This window comes from Candidatus Alistipes pullistercoris (genome assembly GCF_027665465.1).
Classification (GTDB): Bacteria; Bacteroidota; Bacteroidia; order Bacteroidales; family Rikenellaceae; genus Alistipes_A; species Alistipes_A hominis.
In genome coordinates, this window is record NZ_JAQDED010000002.1 from 435,252 (window position 1) to 452,097 (window position 16,846).

Here is a 16,846-nt window from a genome sequence, read left to right on the forward strand (position 1 = left end):
GTATCTTTGCGCCGAAGTTCGGCAATGGTATCTGCCTTGAACCGCCGCCTTTCCAGGCGAGCTGATGATACCTACGGGAATTCGAATCCACTTTGCAAATCAGCTATGACGGTAACAAACAAACACTTTTATCGTTCCATGTCAAAGAGCGAAGCCTTATGCTGAGGACGCTCCTTTTTATCGGCATGGGTAGTTTTATCGGAGGGATCGCCCGTTTTCTGCTCGCGCGCTGGGTGCAGGGGGGAACCGGGTCGTCGTTCCCGTTCGGGACACTGGCGGTCAACGTGCTGGGCTGCCTGGCGATCGGCCTGCTGTACGGAATTTTCGAGCGCGGCAATCTGATGAATCCCGACCTGCGCTTGTTCCTGACCGTAGGGCTGTGCGGCGGGTTCACGACGTTCTCCACGTTCGTTCACGAAAACTTTTCGCTTTTCCAGAACGGCAACCTCCTGCATTTTATCCTCTACACGACGCTGAGTTTCGGACTCGGACTCGCCGCCGCCTGCCTGGGGCATCTGATCGTCAAAATCTTTTGAACGAACGAGTCATGCGAAAAACGGAGAAACACACGGCAACAATACCCGCGCTGCGCAGCCGCCCGGCGCGGATCGGAATACATCCACAAAACGTTTAACACATAAATTTACCGTTATGATTTATTCACACGAAGTGCAGCACATGTGCTGCGTGAAAAAGGGAGCCAACCATCCCTCCGCCCCGATCCCCGAAGAGGGCAAATGGGTGCGCGCCAAAGAGATCAAGGATATTTCGGGACTGACGCACGGCGTGGGCTGGTGCGCGCCGCAGCAGGGCGCCTGCAAGTTGACGCTGAACATCAAAGACGGCATTATCCAGGAAGCGATGGTCGAAACCCTCGGCTGCTCGGGCATGACGCACTCGGCTGCAATGGCATCCGAGATCCTGCCGGGCAAAACGCTGCTCGAAGCGTTGAACACCGACCTCGTGTGCGACGCCATCAACACGGCGATGCGCGAACTGTTCCTGCAAATCGTCTACGGACGCAGCCAGTCGGCCTTTTCCGAAGGAGGACTCCCGATCGGAGCTTCGCTCGAAGACCTCGGCAAAGGATTGCGCAGCCAGGTGGGAACGATGTTCGGCACGGTGGCCAAAGGCACCCGTTACCTCGAAATGGCCGAAGGTTACTGCACCCGCATGGCGCTCGACGAAGACGACCAAGTGATCGGTTACGAATTTGTCCACCTCGGCAAATTTATGGACATGATCAAAAAGGGCGTCGACGCCAACGAAGCGCTGGCCAAGGCCAAAGGTTCGTACGGCCGTTTCGCCGAAGCGGTCAAATACATCGACCCGCGCCAGGAATAACCCGTTTTGTAAAAACCGTTAAAATTTAAAAACATGGCTTTATTTGAAGGATACGACCGCAGAATCGACCATATCAATGCGGTACTGAAAGAATACGGGATCAACGGCATCGAGGACGCCAAGGCGATCTGCGCCGCAAAGGGAATCGACCCCTATGCCACCTGCAAGGAGACGCAGCCGATCTGCTTCGAAAACGCGGCATGGGCTTACGTGGTAGGCGCGGCGATCGCCCTTAAAAAAGGTTGCAAAAACGCAGCCGAAGCAGCCGAAGCGATCGGAATCGGCTTGCAGGCTTTCTGCATCAAGGGCTCGGTAGCCGACGATCGCAAAGTGGGCATCGGACACGGCAACCTGGCCGCCCGCCTGCTGCGCGAAGAGACCCAGTGCTTCGCATTCCTGGCCGGGCACGAATCGTTCGCCGCCGCCGAAGGCGCGATCAAGATCGCCGAAATGGCCAACAAAGTGCGTAAAAATCCGCTGCGCGTGATCCTGAACGGCTTGGGCAAGGACGCCGCGCTGATCATCTCGCGCATCAACGGTTTCACCTACGTGCAGACCGAGTTCGACTATGCTTCGGGCGAACTGAAAATCGTCAAGGAAACCCCGTACTCGAAAGGGCTCCGCGCAAAAGTACGCTGCTACGGCGTGGACGACGTGCGCGAAGGCGTGGCCGTAATGCACAAAGAGGGCGTCGACGTGTCGATCACCGGCAACTCGACCAACCCGACCCGCTTCCAGCACCCGGTAGCCGGCACTTATAAGAAAGAGTGCTACGAGCAAAACAAAAAATACTTCTCGGTCGCTTCGGGCGGCGGCACCGGACGCACGCTGCACCCGGACAACATGGCCGCAGGCCCCGCTTCGTACGGGATGACCGATACGATGGGCCGTATGCACTCCGACGCACAATTCGCCGGATCGTCGTCGGTGCCCGCTCACGTGGAGATGATGGGCTTCCTCGGCATGGGCAACAACCCGATGGTCGGCGCTACGGTGGCGGTCGCCGTAGCCATCGAAGAGGCGATGAAGTAACGCCGCCGAAATTTTCAAAGAGGAAGGGCGAACCGTGATCGGTTCGCCCTTCCTCTTTTTACCGACACCGACGCATCCGGCACGATCACTCGACAACGACGTCCCAGATGCCGGCGCTGCGTTCGAGTTCGACCAGCGCCGCCGCATGGTCGTACAACGTCTCGATATAGGCCGTCCGCAGGTCGTCGTAAGTCCGCTGCGCGTTCAACACCTCAAGCAACGGCGTTTCGCCCCGGTCGTAACTGTATATCTTACCGTCGATGACCGATTTGGCTTTCTCCAGCAACCCCGTTTCGTAACGTCTGACCTGTTCGGCCAGCGAAAGGTACTGCCGCAGGTTTTGCAACACTTCGGTCTGCACCTCCAATTCGGCCTGCCGGTAGCGGGCTTCGGCCTGTTGGATCCGGTACTTGGCCGCCTGCACGGTACCTTTGTTTAGGTTCGAAAATTTCAGCGGTACGGAAAGCCCCACCGTAACGCCGTTGAAACGCGGCGCCGGAGCGATTTCGTTACGCACTTCGGTATTATGGTTCACACCGAGCGATACGTCGAAATCCATATTCCGTTCGCGCCGGGCTACCGTCAGCGCACGCCGGGCAACCTCCGTGTCTTTCAGCGCGGCGGCCAGGTCGGCTCGGTTGTCCAGCGCGGACTGTACGAGCCGATCGGGATCGAACGTCCGTTCCGGCATGTGCAACGAGCCCGACGGCACGTAGAGCGTATCGCGGTCGAAGGTCGCCGTCTGCAAATTCAGCGCGAAAAAAGCGTTGTGCAGGTCGGTACGCGCCTGAAGCAGTTCGTTGTACATCATGCCGGCTTCGAGTCCGCTCTGGATATCGTCCACGCGGGTAATCTTGCCCAGCGTGTATTTGACGCTGTCCCCTTCGGCAAGTTTGCGGATGTTCTCGTAAGCGTCCTGCTTCACGCGGAACAGTTCGGCCTGCTTGACCGCATCGAGGTAGGCAAGCGTCGCTTCGGCCCGCAGGTTACGGAAATAGTCTTCCAGCAACGCCCCGCTCAGTTCCTGTTCGCTGCGGGCCAGGTCGATCCGCGCGGCGCGCTTGCCGGGCGAGAAGGTCTTGCTCAGCTCGGCCGACACGCTCTGCCCCATCTGCATCCGCCGGTCGGCGTTGTTGCCGTACTCGACGCCGAACTGCGGATCGTTGAATACGCCCGCGGCTTTCACCTCGGCATCGGCGATGCGGACATTCAGCTTCTCGGCGGCATAGGAAAGATTTTCCCGCCAAACCCGACCGATGTACTGGTCGTACCCCAGCGGACATTCCGTCCGGTGGAGCGTCTGCGCCTGGGCCGCGACGCCCGGCAGCAATGCTATCCATAAAATGATTCTCTTTTTCATGCTTGATCCGGTTCCGGTCTTTTACGTTTGAGATGATAACTTTCGACCATGTAGTAGAGCGCCGGCAGGATGAACAGCGTCACGACGGTCGCGAACAACAGTCCGTAGACGATGACGGTGGCCAGCGGTCGCTGCACGTCGGAACCGATCCCGGTCGACAGCGACGCCGGCAGCAAGCCGAGCACCGCCACCGTCGCGGTCATCAGCACCGGACGGAAACGGTGACGCGCGCCGGAAACCACCGCATCGAACAGCTCCTTCCCCTGCTGCCTGCGCAGGTTGTTGATGTGCGAGATCATGATGACCCCGTTCTGGATCGCCACGCCGAACAGCGCGATGAATCCCACCGCCGACGAGACGTTCAGCGTCATACCGCGCACGTTCAGGGCCAACATGCCGCCGAACAGCGCCAATGGAACGACGCTCATCAGTACGGCCGCCTGCCGGAATTTTCCGCAAACGACGATCAGCAGCAGCAACATGATGCACAGCGCCAGCGGAACGACAAAGGCCAGCCGCGCGTAAGCCCGGTGCTGATTTTCGAACTGTCCGGCCCATTTCAGGTGAAATTCTTCGCGATCGTAGTCCACGTTCCGGGCGATGGCCCGGTTCGCATCGCGCAGGAACGTGCTCAAATCCACGCCGCGCAGGTTCACGCGGACGGTCATGTGACGCCTGTTCATCTCCCGTGTGATCGTGCTGGCCCCGGTGGTCATCCTGACCTCGGCGACCTGCGAAAGCGGAATTTTCGTACCGCTGCCGTTGGTCAGCATCAGCGACCCGATCTTTTCGGGCGTGTTCCGGTACTCTTCGTTCAGCCGGCAGGTCACGTCGTACGACTTGCTGCCGACAAAAACCTGCGAGATGGCGCTTCCTCCGATCGCGAACTCGATCAGCTCGGTCACATCCGAAACGTTCAGCCCGTACTGCGCGATCCGGTCGCGGTCGGCGATGATCTGCAACTGCGGCAGCGGCGGTTCCTGATCCACCGCCACATCGACGGCTCCCGGCACCGTCCTGAGCGTTTGTTCGATCCGCTCGGCGATGCGGCGGGTTTCGTGCAGGTCTTCGCCGTAGATTTTTACGGCAAGGTCGCTGTGCGCTCCGGCCACCTGATCCATCACCATGTCGATGATCGGCTGCGAAAAACCGACCGAATATCCCGGCATCTTCTGCAGCTCGACCGCCATCGCATCGATCAGTTCGCTCTTGCTGCGTCCGCTTTCCCACGTATTATAGGGCTTCAGCCCGACGCCGCATTCGACGTGCGACAGCGAGAACGCCTCCGCCCCCTCGTCGTCGCGTCCTACCTGGGTCATCACGTACGAGACCTCGTCGAACCGTTTCAGCGTCCTGCGCAGTTCGGCTCCCATCTCTTTCGACTTTTCGATCGAAATGCCCGGCGGAAGCTGCACCTGTATCCAGATCGCCCCTTCGTCCATCGGCGGCAAGAAGTCCTTGCCAACCGTAACGGAAAGCACGACGGCCCCGGCCAGAATCGCAGCCAGCGGAGCGAAAATGCGCTTCGGACGCTTCATAATGTTCCTTATCCGGCGGTCGTAAGCTTCGGTCAGCCTTTCGAGCCACCGGTTCCGGTAGGTTTTGCGCGGCATCCGGTAAGCGAGGAACGCCAAGCCGGGAGTCAACAACAACGCGACGGCCAACGCTCCCAGCAGCGCATATCCCACCGTATAGGCCATCGGGGTAAACATCTTCTGCTCGATATGTTCGAAAGCGAACAGGGGCAGGTAAGCCGTAATGATAATCAGCGTCGAGAATAGGATCGGACGCGCCACTTCGGTGGCACGCCGGACCACGCCGTCCTTGGAAAGCTCGACGTCGGGACGACTTTCACGTCCTTTGAGAATCGTCTCCATCATCACGATCGCCCCGTCGACCAGTATCCCGAAGTCGATCGCCCCGAGCGACAGCAGGTTGGCGGGAATATCCGTAATCTTCATCAGGATAAAAGCGATCAACAGCGACAACGGGATCGTCACGGCCACCAGCAGCGCGCCCCGCCAACTACCCAGGAACAGGATCAACACCAGCACGACCAGCAGCATTCCTTCGAACAGCGTATGCGACACGGTATGCAGCGTCGTATTGACCAGGTCGGTGCGGTCCATGAACGGATGGATCGAAACCCCTTCGGGCAATATATCGCCGTTCAGTTCGTCGACCGCTCCGTGCACTCCTTGCAGCACTTGCGAAGGAGTCTGTCCGCGCAACATCTGCACGATCCCTTCCACGCCGTCCTGATAGTCCCGCGTATCGTCCGTAAATCCCAGCACCCCCTTGCGCTCGAGGTTGCCGTATTTCAACCGGCCGATGTCGCTCAGATAGACCGGGACGCCGTTCTCGGTCTTGACCACGATGTTCCCGAGGTCTTCGAGCCCTTTGACCAGTCCGATTCCACGGATCACATAGCTCAGATCGCCGTGCGAAATCATGCTGCCTCCCGCATTGACGTTGTTCTTTTCCACCTTTTCGACCACGTCGGCGAGCGAAATTCCGTACTGTTCGAGTTTGTGCGGGTCGATCTCGATCTGGTACTGCGTCGTGATCCCGCCGTAATTGCTGACGTCCGCCACGCCGGTCACCTGTTTCAGGCGCGGAATGATCACCCATTTATGCAGGTCGGTCAGCTCTCGCAGATCGTGCCGGTCGCTTTCGACCACGTAACGGAATATCTCGCCGGTCGGCGAAGTCAGCGGATTCAGGCCCGGAACGGCATTGTAGGGAAGTTCCACGTCCACCAACCGCTCCTGCACGCGCTGCCGGGCCCAATAATCGTCCACCCCGTCCTGAAACACGAGGATCACGGTCGATAGGCCGAACGTATTTTTGCTCCGCATCACATGCAGGCCGGGCAGGCCGTTCATCGCCCGCTCGATCGGAATGCTAATCTGTTGCTCGATCTCTTCGGCCGCCAGTCCAGGAACCTGCGTAACGACCTGCACCGTTACGTCGGCGATATCCGGATAAGCGTCGATAGCCAGCCGAGTCCACGCGTAGTAGCCGATCACGGCCAACAGGCCGAACAGCACAAACATCAGCGCCCGCCGATGAATGGCCTCATAAATCAACTTTTTCATAAGCTACCGCGCGTCGATCAGGTAAAACGCCCCCTCGGTAACGACCTCGTCGCCATCGCCGAGTCCGGAAGACACGACCGTCTGCCGCTCGTCGGAAGACGATACGGAGATCCGGACTTTACGGTAACGATCCTCGGACTCGCGTACCAGCACGTAACAATCGTCCTCCCGCTGCAGGATGGCCGAGGTCGGAATCACCAGCGCGCGCGACGGCGTATCGGTCAGCTGTACGGTCCCGTACATGAACGGTTTCAGCCGCCGGTCACGATTATCGCACTCGATAATGACCTCCACCGAACGGGTTTCCTCGTCGAGCAATTCGCTGACATGATAAACGGTACCGCTGAAAACGGTATCCGGAACCGCCATCAGACGAATATCCGCCCGATTCAACCGACGGATCAGAGGGATATCTTTTTCTTTCACATGGGCTACCACCCAAACCTTGTTCAGATCCGCCACCAGAGCCAGCGGACCGGCGTCCTCTTTGATATATTGCCCGATAACGATATTGTTTTTCACGATTTCGCCGGCGATCGGCGAAGTAATGACCAACGGCTGTCCCAACGTCATCTTTTCAGGTTCGATCTGGAACACGCTCAATGCGGCGAGAGCGTTCTCGTAATCTTTCTTCCGGAGTTCGTAGTTTACCTCCGCCTCCTCGACCTCCTTGGCGACGCCGACATTGTTACGGAGCAGGTCTTTCTCTCGGTTCAGGCTTTTCAGGGCCAGCTCCATCTCCTGTTTGGCCTGGTAATAAGCCTTTCCTGTCTCGAAAAACGACGGAGAACTGATCGAAAAAACGGGACTTCCCGGCACAACCTGCTGGCCGAGACGGACGAACGACTTGACGATACGCCCGGCAAACGGCGAGGCGATCTCGGCATAACCGGTCGGAATAGCCTGCACGACCCCGGAGGTCGTAAACGCAGCCTGGTAATCGGAAAAATGAATCGATTGGGTTTTAATGCGCTCCCGGATCGGAGAATCCGCCGCCAGCACGACGCACTCTTCCTCCACCCGGACTCCCCGGTCGTCTGCATGCCGCTGCCCCTGCGACCTGTCCGCGCAGGCATACAGCAATACAAGACCAATGGAAAAAATAATTTTTTTCATTTGCTCGAATTATAAAAAACATACGCTTTTTCCTCTCCGGAACGAATTTCCGGAGAAACCGTGACTTACGAAAACCTGTCGGTAAATCACCCGCAAATGAAAACAGGAGGGGCCCTGAGCAAAATGCCAGGCAAACGAAGGTGCGAAACGTACCGCGAAAAGAAAACATAAATCGGCGTAACGATCGTCCTTGCGAAAAGAAGAGCCGGAGCGACAGCGATCCACAAAACGATTGCCGACAACAAACCGATCGTCGCGCACTGTTCGGCCGTATGGGAATGCGAAGGCATCCCGCCTTCGAACGGAATGTAAGGATGGGAGTGCGTAACGGTTCCCCACTGGAAATGATGGGTATGGTAAAAAAGCGTAGTACTGAAGTAGTAACTCATAAAGAGCACCACCATCAGCCATTTCGCTATTTTCACCAGTCCCTGCTTCATACGCTCGACGTCCGGTACAAAGATAATCGTTTATTTTATATATCACCGTTTCCGGCAAGAACTGTCGGCACAATCCCGCCGGATTCATTCCCGCGCCGGCCGTTCGGTCCGTCCGACGAAAGCCGGCAGGCTGCGGACGTCGCCTCCCCGACAAATATAAAACTAAGGGGTTCGGCAAATTTGCCGAACCCCTTAGTTTTATAGACAGGATTTAAAAACCCTTTAAATCCTTATTACAAAGGCATCGCGATAAGTCCCCGAGAGTACTGATAGCCGACCCACGTCTTAGCTTCGTCCGGAACGATACCGGCTTCATTCGTGAAGTAACCTACCTGGGTCGCCCCCGCTCTGGTTCCATCCACAACGATGTCGCCCGCTTCGAATTTATCGGTACCGGCATCGGCTACGTAAGAAGAGATCACGTCGCTCTGCGAATAGAGAATCTGGTATTTACTGATGTTCGCATTGTACACGACCGAAACGCCGCCTACACCGCTGGGAACCGTCAGTACCGATCCGTTATCTTTCAGCGTCGTGTACCAATCACTGCTGCCGGCGCTCGTCGTTGCGACGTGAATGTCGCTGCCGACCTGGAAGTAGAGGTAAATCATCGCGTCGTTGATGAACATCGAAACTACCTTACCGCTTTCAAGGATACTCTTGTCGCCCAGAATCTCCCAGTTATCTTTTCCGTTGGCGGATTTAGCCATCCAGATTCCGTTTTCATCGTGAGACAACGCCATGAAATAATCCGAACCGACTTTGGCTATCGCCATATTGTTAGCATATCCCAGGTTATCTCGCTGCGACAGCATCGCATTGTTCGCAGTGAAGACAAATTCGGGTTCATCCCACGACTGACCGTCAGCCGAATGCGCCTTAACCATCGCCGAGAAGTCGTATGCGTTGAAATTATCGAACTCTACGCCAGGATTCTGGAAGTACACTTCGTAAGACAGCGCCAGGAATTTCTTGGTCGAAGCGCCGTTGGCGTAAGCCCAAACTTCGTCGTCCGGTTCGTTCGTCGTTACCATTACCGAGTTGCCCGCGCTTCCTTCGACAACAGCCAGATAATTTCCGGCAGGCAGGTATTCGCCCGCTCCGGTAGGATAAGCCCATCCGCCGTCATAAGTCATAGTCTTCTGGAAGACCGGCGTTTTGGCCATACTCGTCGCATAATCCGTATCCCACGGATACAAGGTAAAGGTGCAAGAACCGCTGCCCATGTAGCACAACTGATTGAATGCCGTGGAAGCGTAGAATTTCAATGCAATGGGGCCGCTGCCCAGATCGTACGCGTCTTTACCCCAATGTGCGTTGTTGGTATTATCGGTAACAGCATACCACCAGCCCGTCTTATTATACATATGCGGTTCGCTCTGGAACTTCATCGGAGTCGAACGCAGGAACCACGCATCCATCGATCCGTCGCTGTTCTTCACGAACGAAACGTTTCCGCGGAGATCGGTCTCTTCGTAGATCGGGTACTCGATCAGTTCCGAAGCGCCGGCCTGCGTAACCGTAACCGGTACGGCTTCGCCTCCTTCCGGATAGATCGTGATCGTCCCGACGCGTTCGCGGCTCCGGTTGCTGGCCAGAATCTGGAACTGAAGCGTCACGTTGTCCACCGCTTTACCCAACACAGGGATAATCCACTTCTGCGCGTTGTCGCTGATCGAATAGTCGTACGGCACGTTCACCGTGAATTCGACTTTGATCACCGTATCGCCCGCTTCCACGTTATAGGTGTCCTGTTTAACCACGGCTCCGATCGGGGTCGGCTGGTAAATCTTCATGGTTTCGGTCTGTTCTCCGCTGGAGAAAACCAAAGAAGCCTCGCGGGCAAACTCGTAGGAAGTGTTCGCGCCGGCGACAAGAGTCAGTTTATATTTACCGAAACTACCCGTGGTATCGCTGATCTTCACCCACTTGTCAGTGGTTCCTTCCGGATATTGGATCTTTACAGTCCAATCGCCCGGCGCCTCGATCACCCGGTAATCCCGTCCACCGTCGACGGGAACTTTCCAGGTGGTCGTATCGAGCATGAATGAGAAGTCGCCCAACTTCATAGACGACTGGAAATCATCCTCGCACCGCCAGAATATTACCGAAGACAGCAATAATAAACTGCATAAAGTAAATTTTTTCATAGTTTGAGCATTTAGAGATTTTAGATTGAACAAATATAAAGAATTTTTTCATAATTAATCAAATAAATACGATAAATTGACTCGAAATTTGTCGGGAAAAATTATTTTGCACCCTTTCGCAGCGTCGCGCCGGACGGAAACAGCGAACATTCTCACCCCCTTACAATCCCGCGCCGCGCCGAACGGCCGTTCCGTCCCGTTCCGAAAAACGAACCCTTTTTCGAAATTTTCAGGCCGGTTTTATAGGAAAATAAGACATTCCGGTCAATGGTTGGTGCCCTCGAACAGGTCATGACTCTCCTTCGCCGGATCCGTTTTTGCCTTAAAACTGTTGAAAACATACCCCAACGTCAGGGCGATCAGCGGATATTTGGGACGGATGCGCGTCAACGACTGCAGGTCGGCCGTACGGATATCGCTGACATAACGCGCGCTGCCGAACAGATCCCGGCAGGAGAGCGTCGCGGAAAGCTTCCGTTTGAAGAACTGCTGCCGGACGGCGAGATTGACGTACCAAAAAGCATCGGTACGCCCCTGGGTCGTGACCGAAGGCCCTACGAAGTTGGCGTCCAACTGAATCCGCGTATTTTTGCCGGCATCGAAGGCATTGTTCCACATGATGTCGTAATTCGTACTCGATTCGCGTCCGCCCCCGGCGGCCAACTCGTTGCGTATCTTATAATAATACAGATTGCCGTTCAGCGAGGTATTCCACCAGCGCGCGACGCGAACGACGGCGGTCAGCTCCACGCCGGTCGAATAGTCGTGCCCCACGTTGGCCATCGAGTCGAGCGTGACGCCCGCCTCGTAAGGCACCCGGAGCCGTTCGATCTTGTCCCTGCGCGAACGGTGGAAAAAAGTCGCCGAAACGTTGTTGTCCCGGAAACTTTTCCGGTAGGTCAGTTCGTACGAATGGATGTATTCGGGACGGATATCGGGATTGCCGATCTCGGCCGTATAGTAATCGCGGAAAGTAATATAGGGCTCCATGTAAAAAAGCTGCGGGCGGGTGGTTCGCCGCGAATAGGAAACCAGCAGCCGGTGGCCGCGCGGAAACGTATATCCCAAGTGCATCGACGGAAACCCCTCGAAACGCCGTTTGTCGCGGCTGGCCCCGGCGATCGAACTGCGCAGGCGGGTGTGGGTATATTCGCCCCGGACGCCGGCCTGGATCTCCAGCGCGCGCAGGTTCTCGGACAGAATCGCGTAGACCGAATTGACGTTCTCGCGGAAATAAGAAGTATTGTAAATGTCGTCGCGCCAGTAAAACGTTTTCGTCTCGGGATTCCAGAACTGCATTTCGTACTTGCTGTCCTCCAGGTAAGAGTAATACTGGTAACCGGCCTCGATCTTCCCGGTTTTGCTGTACGGCAGCACGTAGTCCAGGTTTCCGCGGGCCGTGATGCGGTACTCGGATTCCCAGGCGCGGTGCCCTTGCTCGCGTTCGCCCTGCAGATTGAAGAGATCGCTCTGGAAATATTCGACCGCGCCTCCGCCGTATTTATAATAAAAACTGGCCGAAAGCTCGTGTCCTTTGTCGTTGAACCTGTGTCCGACGGCCACGGTTCCCAGGCCGATGGTTTCGCGGTTGTCGTAATCGTCCAGGCTTCGGTAGTCGCCGATCTCGCCGTCGCCCGTTCCCTGCGAAAAGCGGCTCTCCCGGTAATCCAGTCGGCCGTTGCGCTTGTTGCCCCGGTATCCGCCTTCGACGTCCACCGAGAACGACGTGCGCGGAAGCGCGTACGCCCATCCCGCCTTCAGCGTATAATTGTAATTATCCCCGACGCGCGGCCCTTTCGAACGCGACGTGGTGGTAAGGTCGTCCACGACCGTCGTCTTCTGCTGCTCGAAATCGCTTTTGCGCAATTTGTCGAACCACACGCCGCCGGCATACCAACGGGAAGCCTCGTTCTGACGGGTCAACAGGAAATCGACGTTGCGCGACAACGCCGTGCTGCCGGACAGGTTCACCGTGCCGCTGAGCCCGCGTTGCGTATGCTTTTTGGTAATGACGTTGATAATGCCCACATCGCCCTCCGCGTCGTGCCTCGCCGACGGAGTCGTAATGATTTCGATGTTCTCGATATGCCCGGCGGGAATCTGTTCGAGCGCCTGCGAACCGGAAAACACGCTGGGCTTGCCGTCCACGTAGACCGTAAACCCGCTGCTGCCGCGAAACGACAGGTTTCCCTCCGCATCCACGCGCACCGAAGGGGTATTCTCCAGAATATCCACGGCCGACCCGCCGCCGCCCATGATGTTGGACGAAGCGTCCACCACTTTTTTGTCGAGCTTGTAAACGAGCTGTTTTCTCGCGGCGACGACCTCCACTTCGGCGATCCCGTTCTCCAGCGGGGTAAGGTACAGCACGCCCAAATCGACCGTGCCGGCCGAATGTTCCAGCGCGACCTCGCGGGTCAGCACGTCGTATCCTATCAGGCGGATCATCAGCGTATAAGCACCCGGATCGACGGAATCCAGCCGGAAACCGCCCTGCTCGTCCGGCAGCGTCTGACGCGCCGGCCGGACGTTCCCGCCGGTAAAAAGGTAGATTTCGGCGAAATCGATCGCCTTTCCGGAGCCGGTTTCAGCCAGTCTTCCCGCCACGCAGATCGGAGAAGCGGCCGCGGGCGCCGCGAAAAAAGTCAACAGCAACAGGCAAAGCAGTCTCATGCAGTTCGGTTAATCGGGTTAGGTCAGGGTTAGGTATTCGAAACGACAAATGTAAAATAAAATATCCGAATTCGGGAAACGCGACCGGAGTCGGCTCCTCTCCCCAGCGGAATCCGCCGCACTTTTTTTTGGGAGAATGCACAGTTTTTCGTACCTTAGTCCACGAATATAACCCGATCTAAAACCGACTCAAAATGAAAATCTTTACCACGATCGCCTGCTCCGCGCTGGCTGTTGCATTCGCATCCTGCGGCTCCTCTCCGAAAAAGACGGAAGACCCCGACCGGATCACGGTAGCCTGCTACTATTTCCCGAATTACCACACCCACGACCGACGTAACGACAGCCTCAAGGGCGACGGCTGGGCCGAATGGGAACTGGTCAAGAAAGCCCGTCCCTGTTTCGACGGCCAGCAGCAGCCCAAAGTGCCGGCCTGGGGATATACCGACGAAAAAGACCCGGCGGAGATGGCCCGTAAGATCGACGCGGCAGCCGACAACGGGGTCGACGTTTTCATTTTCGACTGGTATTACTACGACGACGGGCCGTTCCTGAACCGCGCGCTGGACGAAGGCTTCCTGAAAGCGCCGAATACCGAAAAACTGAAATTCGCGCTGATGTGGGCCAATCACGACTGGCTCGACATCCACCCCTACACGAAAGGCGACGAACAGAAAATCCTCTATCCGGGACGGGTGACGCCCGAAACGTTCGACAAGATCGGCGACCTGATTATCAAAGAATATTTTACGAAACCGAATTATTGGACGGTGGACGGCAAGCCCTACTTTTCGGTCTACGACGTGCAGAAATTCGTCGAGAACTTCGGTTCCGTCGAAGCGGCCCGCGCAGCTATGGACAAACTGCGCGAAAAAGCCGTGGCGGCCGGCCTGCCGGGAGTTCACTGGAACCTGGTAACGTGGGGCAATCCGGTGCTTCCGGGCGAAAAAGCCGCCGAGAATACGCCCGAACTGCTGAAAAAACTCGGATTCGACTCGGGAACTTCGTACGTCTGGATCCACCACACGCCGCTGCCCGATCTGCAAACGGACTACATCAAAGCCATGGACGACTATTTCGCGTTCTGGGACAAGGCGCGGGCGGAATACGGCGTGCCGTACTACCCGAATGTAACGATGGGCTGGGACCCGTCTCCGCGCTATGTGGAACAAACGCCCGAGGGCATTAAAAACTACCTGGTAACCTATACGATCGGCAACAACACCCCCGAAAATTTCCGGGAAGCGCTGCAGCGGACCAAGGACAGACTGCTCGCCGACCCGAACGGGCCGCGCATCCTGAACATCAACAGTTGGAACGAATGGACCGAAGGCAGCTACATCGAACCGGACTCGATCCACGGGACGGGATATCTCGAAGCGATCAAAGCCGTCTTCGGACAGGCCGCGCCGACAGCAGCCGAGTAACATAACACACGACAGAAAAACGATGATCAGATTCAAACTCGCCGTAGCGCTGTTGCTGGGAAGCACGGTCGCCTGCGCACAGAACGAAAAGAAACTGCAAGCCGATTTCCTGAAACCCACGCTCGAATACCGGATGAACGTCAACCGACACAGTATGCCGCGCGACGACCGGGAGCAGGACTCGATGATCCAGTGGATCATCTCCAACGGGTACGGCGGCATGGCGACCAACGTCAACCCGAACGAATACCTCAAAAGCGACGAAGAGCTGAAAGTATTCAATCGGTTCGTCCACGCATCGAAAGCGCGCGGACTGGACCTGTGGCTGTATGACGAAAGAAGCTATCCGTCCGGAATGGCCGACACCTACGTGCTCGACGAACATCCGGAGTGGGAGGCGGAAGGCCTTCTTTTTAAAGATACGACCGTCAACGGCGGAACCGCCGTCGACCTGCCGCTGCTGCCGGGACAGCCGATCCTGGTCAAAGCGGTGCCTTCGGTCGACGGGCAGTTGGAATACGACCGGGCGCGGAGCCTGCTGTCGTCGATTCGCGACGGTCGGATCCGGTGGACGGCTCCCGACGGCACGTGGACAATCGCCCAGATTTCGCACGCGCCGCTTTACACCGGATTCCAGGCCGGCACCGACCGGGGCGGAACGACGCCGCGCTACCCGAGTCTGCTGATGCCCGAAGTGACCAAACGGTTCATCGAACTGACGCACCGGCGCTACGCGCAGGCTTTTACAGAGAAACTCGGAACCCTTTTCACCTCCACGTTTACCGACGAACCGTCGTCGATGGCTCTGCCGTTCCCGAACCTCGGATACGGCGTCTACCCGTGGAAAGAAAACGTATCGACCGAATTCATGACCCGTTACAGCGCCGATCTGAAAGACGTGCTGCTGCCGATGATGCTGGATCGGGGGCCGGAAGGGGAGAAACTCCGCTACCGGTATTTCCGGATCATCGCGGATTTCATGAGCCGGAACTATTTTCGTCAGATACGGGAATATTGTTCCACGCAAAAGCTCAAATCGGGCGGACATCTGCTCGTCGAAGAGACGATGATGGCGCAGGTTCCGCTGTACGGCAGCATCATGGCCTGCTACCGCGAGATGGACGTACCGGGCATCGACGTGCTGACCGGTATGCCGAGCTTTACGCGCCGCTACCTGTACTCTTCGCGATTGGCGTCGTCGGCCGCCGAACTGCAAGGCAATTCGATGGTCATGTGCGAATCGTGCCCGATCTCGGACTATAATTTCTATGACGGCAAAGAGGCTCCCACGATCGAAATCAAAGGATCGCTGAACCGCCAGATCGTCGGCGGAGTGACCGACTTCAACAACTACCTGCAACTTCAGCACGAAGATTCGAACGGTCGCAAAGCGTTCAACGACTACATCGCCCGCGTCGAAATGATGCTGGCGGGAGGCGTGCGGGCTTCGCGCATCGCCGTCTACTACCCGGTCGAAACGCTGTGGTCGAAATACCGTCCGCTGCCGTCCTGCCTGCAAAGCTGGGACAACGTCGCCGGAGGAGCCCCCGAAGCGCAGCGGCTGTCGCAGTTGTTCGACCGCGTCAGCGACTGCCTGTACGACAACGGCTGGGAATTTTCGTACGTCGACGCGGCCGGGATCGAACAATCCAAGGTAGAGAACAAAAGTCTCGCGCACGGCGAACTGCGCTGGGATGTGCTGATCCTGCCGGGCGTCGAGACGATTACGCCGCAGATGTTGACCCGCATCACGGAGTTCGCCCGGGCCGGAGGTTGCGTGATCCTGCTCGAAGCGCTGCCGAAAAATACGCCGGACGCGTTCCCGTCCGAAGCGGTCGAAAGCGCCGTCGCCCAGATGGTCGGGGACAAGACCCTCACCCCTGCGGTCTACTACGAACCGACGTTCAACGCGCGGCTGCTGAACTACCTGCTCGAAGGGGTGCTCGACCGCGATATCGTATTGGACTCCTACGCCGGGGTGTTGCACAGCCACAAACGGATCGGCGGACGGAACGTCTATTTCATCGTCAACGATACGAACGCCCCGAAAACGGTCAAGGCAAACTTTCCCGGCGCCAAATCGCTCGAAGGATGGAATCCGCAGACAGGCGAAGTCAAACCGCTGGAAAACGGCGCGCCGCTACCCTTCGGCCCGTACGACGGCATGATCATACGACAAACCAAATAACTTAAAACCAACAGACAA

Annotated in this window: 11 protein-coding genes and 1 riboswitch; of the genes, 5 read left to right on the top strand and 6 right to left on the bottom strand. The window is 57.1% G+C overall.

What is annotated here, in order from left to right:
• Positions 1-11: 11 nt before the first annotated feature.
• A riboswitch (Fluoride riboswitch) is annotated at positions 12-81 on the top strand.
• Positions 82-158: 77 nt separating this feature from the next.
• The 3 genes from crcB (at position 159) to PGR91_RS05180 (ending at position 2,376) form a co-directional block, all read left to right on the top strand.
• The gene (gene crcB, locus PGR91_RS05170) at positions 159-536 is read left to right on the top strand and encodes a fluoride efflux transporter CrcB (RefSeq protein ID WP_055201941.1); all 378 of its coding nucleotides are present in this window, start codon (positions 159-161) and stop codon (positions 534-536) included.
• Between the two features lie 115 nt (positions 537-651).
• Positions 652-1,344, top strand: coding sequence for an iron-sulfur cluster assembly scaffold protein (locus PGR91_RS05175; RefSeq protein ID WP_055201943.1), 693 nt, complete (start codon positions 652-654; stop codon positions 1,342-1,344).
• A 33-nt stretch (positions 1,345-1,377) separates the two neighbouring features.
• The gene (locus PGR91_RS05180) at positions 1,378-2,376 is read left to right on the top strand and encodes a GGGtGRT protein (protein ID WP_101571256.1); all 999 of its coding nucleotides are present in this window, start codon (positions 1,378-1,380) and stop codon (positions 2,374-2,376) included.
• Between the two features lie 85 nt (positions 2,377-2,461).
• Here the strand turns inward: PGR91_RS05180 and PGR91_RS05185 are convergent, their stop codons facing one another.
• The 6 genes from PGR91_RS05185 to PGR91_RS05210 all read right to left on the bottom strand — a co-directional run bounded on the left by PGR91_RS05185 (position 2,462) and on the right by PGR91_RS05210 (position 13,213).
• Positions 2,462-3,736, bottom strand: a complete 1,275-nt coding sequence (locus PGR91_RS05185; RefSeq protein WP_101571259.1) for a TolC family protein — start codon at positions 3,734-3,736, stop codon at positions 2,462-2,464.
• Positions 3,733-6,834 carry an efflux RND transporter permease subunit gene (locus PGR91_RS05190; protein ID WP_118656408.1) on the bottom strand — a complete coding sequence of 1,034 codons (3,102 nt, stop codon included), beginning with the start codon at positions 6,832-6,834 and terminating at the stop codon, positions 3,733-3,735. Before PGR91_RS05190 ends, PGR91_RS05185 begins: the two co-directional genes overlap by 4 nt.
• A 3-nt stretch (positions 6,835-6,837) precedes the next feature.
• Complete coding sequence (locus PGR91_RS05195) at positions 6,838-7,950, bottom strand: efflux RND transporter periplasmic adaptor subunit (protein ID WP_118656410.1); 1,113 nt, start codon at positions 7,948-7,950, stop codon at positions 6,838-6,840.
• A gap of 86 nt (positions 7,951-8,036) precedes the next feature.
• Complete coding sequence (locus PGR91_RS05200) at positions 8,037-8,390, bottom strand: hypothetical protein (protein ID WP_118459072.1); 354 nt, start codon at positions 8,388-8,390, stop codon at positions 8,037-8,039.
• Between the two features lie 233 nt (positions 8,391-8,623).
• The gene (locus PGR91_RS05205) at positions 8,624-10,540 is read right to left on the bottom strand and encodes a BACON domain-containing protein (protein ID WP_118656412.1); all 1,917 of its coding nucleotides are present in this window, start codon (positions 10,538-10,540) and stop codon (positions 8,624-8,626) included.
• A gap of 264 nt (positions 10,541-10,804) precedes the next feature.
• Positions 10,805-13,213 (bottom strand): outer membrane beta-barrel family protein, encoded by a 2,409-nt coding sequence (locus tag PGR91_RS05210; RefSeq protein WP_101571269.1) that lies wholly within the window; start codon positions 13,211-13,213, stop codon positions 10,805-10,807.
• Between the two features lie 194 nt (positions 13,214-13,407).
• Here PGR91_RS05210 and PGR91_RS05215 point away from each other — a divergent pair, with 194 nt between their 5' ends.
• Both PGR91_RS05215 and PGR91_RS05220 read left to right on the top strand, forming a co-directional pair.
• On the top strand, positions 13,408-14,640 hold the full coding sequence (locus tag PGR91_RS05215) for a glycoside hydrolase family 99-like domain-containing protein (protein ID WP_101571271.1): 1,233 nt from the start codon (positions 13,408-13,410) through the stop codon (positions 14,638-14,640).
• A gap of 22 nt (positions 14,641-14,662) precedes the next feature.
• The gene (locus PGR91_RS05220) at positions 14,663-16,828 is read left to right on the top strand and encodes a glycosyl hydrolase (RefSeq protein ID WP_055201951.1); all 2,166 of its coding nucleotides are present in this window, start codon (positions 14,663-14,665) and stop codon (positions 16,826-16,828) included.
• Positions 16,829-16,846 lie beyond the last annotated feature (18 nt).

What these genes read in the sequence shown, in the direction of transcription:
- crcB (WP_055201941.1), top strand. Translation starts at nt 159, where the DNA reads ATGCTGAGGACGCTCCTTTTTATCGGCATGGGTAGTTTTATCGGAGGG.
- PGR91_RS05175 (WP_055201943.1), top strand. Translation starts at nt 652, where the DNA reads ATGATTTATTCACACGAAGTGCAGCACATGTGCTGCGTGAAAAAGGGA.
- PGR91_RS05180 (WP_101571256.1), top strand. Translation starts at nt 1,378, where the DNA reads ATGGCTTTATTTGAAGGATACGACCGCAGAATCGACCATATCAATGCG.
- PGR91_RS05185 (WP_101571259.1), bottom strand. Translation starts at nt 3,736, where the DNA reads ATGAAAAAGAGAATCATTTTATGGATAGCATTGCTGCCGGGCGTCGCG.
- PGR91_RS05190 (WP_118656408.1), bottom strand. Translation starts at nt 6,834, where the DNA reads ATGAAAAAGTTGATTTATGAGGCCATTCATCGGCGGGCGCTGATGTTT.
- PGR91_RS05195 (WP_118656410.1), bottom strand. Translation starts at nt 7,950, where the DNA reads ATGAAAAAAATTATTTTTTCCATTGGTCTTGTATTGCTGTATGCCTGC.
- PGR91_RS05200 (WP_118459072.1), bottom strand. Translation starts at nt 8,390, where the DNA reads ATGAAGCAGGGACTGGTGAAAATAGCGAAATGGCTGATGGTGGTGCTC.
- PGR91_RS05205 (WP_118656412.1), bottom strand. Translation starts at nt 10,540, where the DNA reads ATGAAAAAATTTACTTTATGCAGTTTATTATTGCTGTCTTCGGTAATA.
- PGR91_RS05210 (WP_101571269.1), bottom strand. Translation starts at nt 13,213, where the DNA reads ATGAGACTGCTTTGCCTGTTGCTGTTGACTTTTTTCGCGGCGCCCGCG.
- PGR91_RS05215 (WP_101571271.1), top strand. Translation starts at nt 13,408, where the DNA reads ATGAAAATCTTTACCACGATCGCCTGCTCCGCGCTGGCTGTTGCATTC.
- PGR91_RS05220 (WP_055201951.1), top strand. Translation starts at nt 14,663, where the DNA reads ATGATCAGATTCAAACTCGCCGTAGCGCTGTTGCTGGGAAGCACGGTC.